This window comes from Frateuria defendens (assembly GCF_001182895.1).
In the GTDB taxonomy this organism is placed as follows: domain Bacteria; phylum Pseudomonadota; class Gammaproteobacteria; order Xanthomonadales; family Rhodanobacteraceae; genus Frateuria_B; species Frateuria_B defendens.
The window spans coordinates 1-5,430 of sequence record NZ_LFQR01000123.1; the positions used below are offsets into that span (position 1 = coordinate 1).

At 73.1% G+C, this 5,430-nt stretch carries 5 protein-coding genes; all 5 read left to right on the forward strand.

All coding sequences use genetic code 11. The features are described 5' to 3' along the window. Positions 1-523: 523 nt before the first annotated feature. Positions 524-1,987 carry a GTPase gene (locus ACH65_RS14990; protein WP_049623424.1) on the forward strand — a complete coding sequence of 488 codons (1,464 nt, stop codon included), beginning with the start codon at positions 524-526 and terminating at the stop codon, positions 1,985-1,987. Positions 1,988-2,155: 168 nt separating this feature from the next. After that, positions 2,156-2,851, forward strand: coding sequence for a YceI family protein (locus ACH65_RS14995; RefSeq protein WP_082190349.1), 696 nt, complete (start codon positions 2,156-2,158; stop codon positions 2,849-2,851). Beyond that, positions 2,835-3,458: a cytochrome b gene (locus tag ACH65_RS15000; RefSeq protein WP_049623425.1), complete on the forward strand. Its 624-nt coding sequence runs from the start codon at positions 2,835-2,837 to the stop codon at positions 3,456-3,458. Before ACH65_RS14995 ends, ACH65_RS15000 begins: the two co-directional genes overlap by 17 nt. Further along, complete coding sequence (locus tag ACH65_RS15005) at positions 3,455-4,018, forward strand: YceI family protein (protein WP_049623426.1); 564 nt, start codon at positions 3,455-3,457, stop codon at positions 4,016-4,018. The genes ACH65_RS15000 and ACH65_RS15005 overlap by 4 nt, the downstream gene beginning before the upstream one ends. 13 nt (positions 4,019-4,031) lie before the next feature. After that, positions 4,032-5,387: a GTP-binding protein gene (locus ACH65_RS15010; RefSeq protein WP_049623427.1), complete on the forward strand. Its 1,356-nt coding sequence runs from the start codon at positions 4,032-4,034 to the stop codon at positions 5,385-5,387. Positions 5,388-5,430: the final 43 nt, after the last annotated feature.

The following is a 5,430-nucleotide window of genomic DNA, read 5'->3' on the forward strand; positions in this document are numbered from 1 at the left end:
CCTGCGGACTCCTGTCCGCAGGGCGCGCGAGGGAGGGCTGGGGTTTTCCGACAGGGCATCCTGCCCTGACGGAAAACTGGCCGGCATCCCTGCCGGCCACCCCGCGGGCTTTTCCATCCCTCCCTCGCCGCGCCCCAGTGGCCCCGGGAAGAGCAGCGCGCATCCATGCGCGCACTCTTGGTGCGCTCGCTGCGCGAGCGCCGAAGGTGTGCGCTTTTCGCTTCTTGCTCATGCAGCGGTGAGGCTCGGACGTAAAGGCCCGAAGGGGAGGCGGCATGGATGCCGACTCCTTTTCGACAGGACAAGGATGTCCTGTCGAAAAGCCTGGCCGAGCCTCACGCACCCGTCGGCCGAAGGGAAGAACTGAAGACACACGGGGAGGCGCCATGGATGGCTCCAGCTTCGAGGAGCGAGGAATGGACGTCCGTCCACGACCGAACGACGACACCAGCCCTGCGGACAAACAAAGCCCCGCACGCGCTACCGGGAGATCGTAAACCGGCTCCGCCGCTACACTGCGCGCATGTCCCGCCGCCTGCGCCTGCTGCTCGCCGCCATCGCCGTCGCCGCCCTGCTGTGGCTGCTGTTCGCCGCCGCCGAGCGCGCGCTGGCGCTGGCCCAGCGCTTCCTCGCCCTGCCCGCCTGGCTGCAGTGGACGCTGGGCGGCGCGCTGGCCCTGCTCGCGCTGGCCGGCCTCGCCGTGCTGTGGTGGCTGCTGCGCCCGCGCCGCCGCCGCCCGCCGCTGCCCGCGCCCGACCGCGGCACGCTGGAACAGCGCCTGCAACAGCTCGGCGGCCGCGGCGCCGACACTCATGCGCTGCAGGCGGAACTGGGCGAACTCGACCGCCGCCGCGCCAGCGCGCGCGTGTACGTGGCGCTGTTCGGCGAGATCTCCACCGGCAAGAGCAGCCTGATCCGCGCGCTGACCCCCGCCGCCCAGGCGCCAAGCGACGTGCGCGGCGGCACCACCCGCACGGTGGCCCATTTCGACGGCGCCCTGCCCGACGGGCGCACCCTGGTGCTGGCCGACGTGCCCGGCAGCCGCGAGAGCGGCGGCGAGGCACACGAGACGCTGGCCCGCGAGGAAGCCCTGCGCGCCCACGCCGTGGTGTACCTGTGCGCCGGCGACCTCACCCGCACCCAGGCGGCGGAGGTGGGCTGGCTGGCCGACTTCGGCAAGCCGCTGCTGCTCGCGCTCAACAAGGCCGACCAGTGGAGCGCGGCGGAACTCGACACACTGCTCGCCCGGCTGCGCGCGCAGACGCGCGGGCGCGCCGCCGCGGTGGTGGCGATCAGCGCCGGCGGCAACGAGCGCTTCCAGCGCCGCCTCGCCGACGGCCGGGTGGAACAGGTCGAGCGCCAGCGCGCGCCGGCGATCCGGCCGCTGCTCGACGCGCTCGAACGGCTCACCGCGCCCGGCGCCGAGCGCCTGGAGCCGCTGCGCGAACACGCCGTGCTGGCCGGCCTGCACCAGCGCACCACAGCGCTGGAAGCGAGTACCCGCGCCGCCGAGGCCGAGCGCATCGTGCGCCGCTACGCGCGCCGCGCCGTGGTGGGCGCGCTGGCCGCGGTGGCGCCCGGCAGCGACCTGCTGATCCAGGGCGCGCTCGCCACCGCGCTCACCCGCGAGCTGGCCCAGCTCTACGGCGTGCGCGTGAGCGAGGTGCAGATCGAGGACTTCGTGCAGCAGGCGCGCCTCACCCTGCGCACCGGCACCTCCATCGTGCTCGCCATCGCCGGCAACGCGCTCAAGGCCTTCCCGGGCCTGGGCACGCTGGGCGGCGGCGTGCTGCACGCCTTCGCCTACGCGCTGATCTTCGACGCCATGGGCCGCGCCCTCGCCGCCTCGCTGGCCGAGCGCCACACGCTGGACCAGCACGACGCCGGCGAGCGCATGAAGAGCCTGCTCGGCGATGCCGACAGCGGCCGCCTGCGCCAGCTGGCGACGCTGACCATGGAAGCCTGGCGCGAACGCGACCGCGAGTGACGCCAAGGCCACGTGGGCGAAGCCAATGCGGCCTCGGCGCCGGATGCTTCGTCGCGTACCGCGCCGGCCCGGCGATGCCGCATTCGCCGCCCTGACGGGCGCCAGACGAAACAATCCGTTCCCCGAGCGCCGCTGGCGCCGCCTCCGGCGTTCGGCCAGACTTGCCGCATGAACACACGACGCTCCGCTCTCTTGCTGCCCGCACTGGCGCTCGCACTGTTGCTGCCGCCGCTGGCGCAGGCGCGCGAGGCGACGTACCGCTACGACCCGGTGCACAGCCAGGTGGTCTTCAGCGTCAGCCACAACGGTTTCTCGCGGCCGTTCGGACGGCTGCACATCGCGCGCGGCTGGCTGCGCTTCGACCCGGCGGACTGGAACCGCGCGGCCACCGAACTGGACATCGACCTCGCCAGCCTGGACCTGGGCGACCCGGCCTGGAACGCCGCCGTGCTCAAGCCCGATTTCCTCGACGCGGCCAAGGCCCGCTACGCGCACTTCGCCAGCACCTCGGTGGAGCGCAAGGACGACCAGCACGGCGTGCTGCACGGCACGCTCACCCTGCGCGGCGTCGCCCGCCCGGTGGACCTGCCCTTCACCTTCAACCGCACCGGCACCACCGTGTTCGGCATGCACGAGGTGGCCGGCTTCTCCGCCACCGCCATGCTCGACCGCACCGACTTCGGCATCACCAGCAACCCCGGCTCGGTGGGCCGCGACGTGATGGTGTGGCTGGAGGTGGAGGCCATCCGCGACGAGCACGCCGCGCCGGCCTCTTCCGCGCCGGCCGCGCCCGCCCCGGCCCCGTCCTCCCCCACTCCTTCTTCCTCGATCACCCTGGAGCAACACGATGTCCCTGCGCAGTGACGCCTCCCGCTGGGGCGCCATCGCCAAGTTCCTGCACTGGATCATGGCGCTCGGCATCCTCGGCACCGGCATCCTCGGCCTGCTGATGACGGAGATGAAGCCGTCGATGAGCAAGATCAGCGTCTACGCGCTGCACAAGTCGATCGGCCTCACCCTGCTCGCGCTGTTCCTGCTGCGCCTCCTGTGGCGCTTCTTCGACGGCCGCCCGCGCGACCTGCCTTCGCCGCGCTGGCAGCAGCTGGCCGCGCACGCCACGCACGGCATGCTGTACCTGCTGATCGCCGCGCTGCCGCTCACCGGCTGGTGGTTCAACTCCGCCCACGGCTACCCGCTGCAATGGTTCAAGCTGTTCAACCTGCCGGCGCTGGGCGCCAAGGACGAGGCCACCGCCAACCTCGCCCACGCGCTGCACGAATACGGTTTCTGGCTGCTGCTGCTGGTGCTGGTGGTGCACGTGGGCGCCGCGCTCAAGCACCACGTGTTCGACCACGACGACGTGCTGCGCCGCATGTGGCCCTTCGCCCGCCTGCACCAGACGCCGGCCGGCAGCCCCACCGCTTCAGGCCCCACCAACCCGGGCCACACCACGCAAGGAGATACACCATGACCCGCCCCGCCGCCCGCCGCCTCGCCGGCCTGCTGCTCGCCCTCGCCCTGCCCGGTTTCGCCGCGGCCGCCGACTACAGCGTGCAGAGCGCAACCAGCAAGCTCGGCTTCGCCAGCAGCTTCCAGGGCAGCGGCTTCACCGGCAGCTTCTCCAAGTGGACGGCCGCCATCAGCTACGACCCGGCGGACCTCGCCAAGTCCAAGTTCGACGTGACGGTGGACACCGCCAGCGCCAAGACCGGCGACAGCGACCGCGACGGCGCGCTGCCCGGCGCGGATTTCTTCAACGTGGCGAAATTCCCGCAGGCGCACTTCGTCACCACCGGCTTCCGCAAGGCCGGCAACCAGGTGCTCGCCGACGGCCAGCTCACCCTGCGCGGCGTAACCCGCCCCGTGAGTCTCAGCGTGAACTTCGTGCCGGCCGGCAACGCCGCCAAGCTCGACGTCAGCGGCACCGTCAAGCGCCTCGACTTCGGCGTGGGCGGCGGCGACTACGCCGACACCTCGGTGATCGGCCCCGACGTCAAGGTCACCGCCCACCTCGACCTGGTCGCCAAATAAGCCGCCGCGCGGCATGAGCGACCTCTGGCAACGGCTGCGCGGCTGGCTCAAGCCCGCCACCGCGCCCGCCCCTGCCGACGCGCCGCCGGCCCCGTCCGGCGGCGCGCACCAGCGCGTGGCCGACAGCCTGCGCAGCCTGCTCGACGACCCCACCATCCCCGCCGCGGTGCGCGGCGAACTGGCCGCCGACTTCGGCCGCATCGAGGCGATGCTCGCGCGGCTCGAACGCGGCGAGCTGCACGTGGCGGTATTCGGCCGCGTCTCCGCCGGCAAGTCCTCGGTGGCCAACGCCCTGCTCGGGCGCGAGGCCTTCGCCGTCGGCGTGCTCCACGGCACCACCACCGAGGCCGCCCAGGCGCCGCTGGACGAGGCCGCGCACGAGGGCCTGGTGCTGATCGACACCCCCGGCATCAACGAACTGGACGGCGAGGCACGCGAGCGGCTGGCCTTCGAGGTGGCCGAGGTCAGCGACCTGGTGGTGTTCGTCTGCGACGGCGACCTCACCCGCGACGAGCGCGACGCGCTCCAGACCCTCGCCGCCACCCAGCGCCCGCTGCTGCTCGCGCTCAACAAGGCCGACCGCTACGGCGCGGCGGAGCGCGACGCCCTGCTCGCCCAACTGCGCGAGCGCACGCAGGGGCTGGTGCGCGCGCAAGACGTGCTCGCCGTGGCCGCGCGCCCCGCCGCGCAGCGCATCGTGGACACCGACGCCAAGGGCCGCGAGCACGCCACCGCGCAGGCACCGCCGCCCGACATCGCCGCGCTGCGCGAGCGCCTGCTCGCCATCGCCGCGCGCGAAGGCCACACACTCTCCGCGCTCAACGCCGGCCTCTACGCCGGCCGCCTCACCGATCAGGTCAGCGCGCGCATCGCCGAGACGCGGCGCGCGCTCGCCAGCCGCCTGATCCGCCACTACTGCCTCGCCAAGGGCCTCGCGGTGGCGCTCAACCCCATCCCCGTCGCCGACCTGCTCGCCGCCGCCGGGCTGGATGCGGCCATGGTCGTGCAGCTCTCGCGCGTCTACAGCCTGCCGCTCACCCGCAGCGAATCGGGCCGGCTGGTGGCCGCCATCTCCGCCCAGCTCGCCGCGCTGATGGGCGCCATCTGGGGCATCCAGCTGGTCAGCAGCGCGCTCAAGGGCGTCAGCGGCGGCCTCTCCGTCGTGCTCACCGCCGCCGCCCAGGGCGCACTCGGCTGGTACGCCACCGTGCTCATCGGCCGCGCCGCCGAACGCTACCTCGTCGCCGGCAAATCCTGGGGCGAACAGGGCGCCAAGCGCGCGGTGCGCGAGGTGATGGAAAGCCTCGACCGCGATTCCATCCTGCGCGAGGCACGAGAGGAGATCCTCAGGCGGTTGAAGGGGCGGTGAGACACGTCCCTCGGCCATCTGGGCCGTGATTCACACCGCCAGA

Bases quoted from the DNA above. Each gene is read 5' to 3' on its own strand.
- ACH65_RS14990 (WP_049623424.1), top strand. From the start codon at position 524: ATGTCCCGCCGCCTGCGCCTGCTGCTCGCCGCCATCGCCGTCGCCGCC.
- ACH65_RS14995 (WP_082190349.1), top strand. From the start codon at position 2,156: ATGAACACACGACGCTCCGCTCTCTTGCTGCCCGCACTGGCGCTCGCA.
- ACH65_RS15000 (WP_049623425.1), top strand. From the start codon at position 2,835: ATGTCCCTGCGCAGTGACGCCTCCCGCTGGGGCGCCATCGCCAAGTTC.
- ACH65_RS15005 (WP_049623426.1), top strand. From the start codon at position 3,455: ATGACCCGCCCCGCCGCCCGCCGCCTCGCCGGCCTGCTGCTCGCCCTC.
- ACH65_RS15010 (WP_049623427.1), top strand. From the start codon at position 4,032: ATGAGCGACCTCTGGCAACGGCTGCGCGGCTGGCTCAAGCCCGCCACC.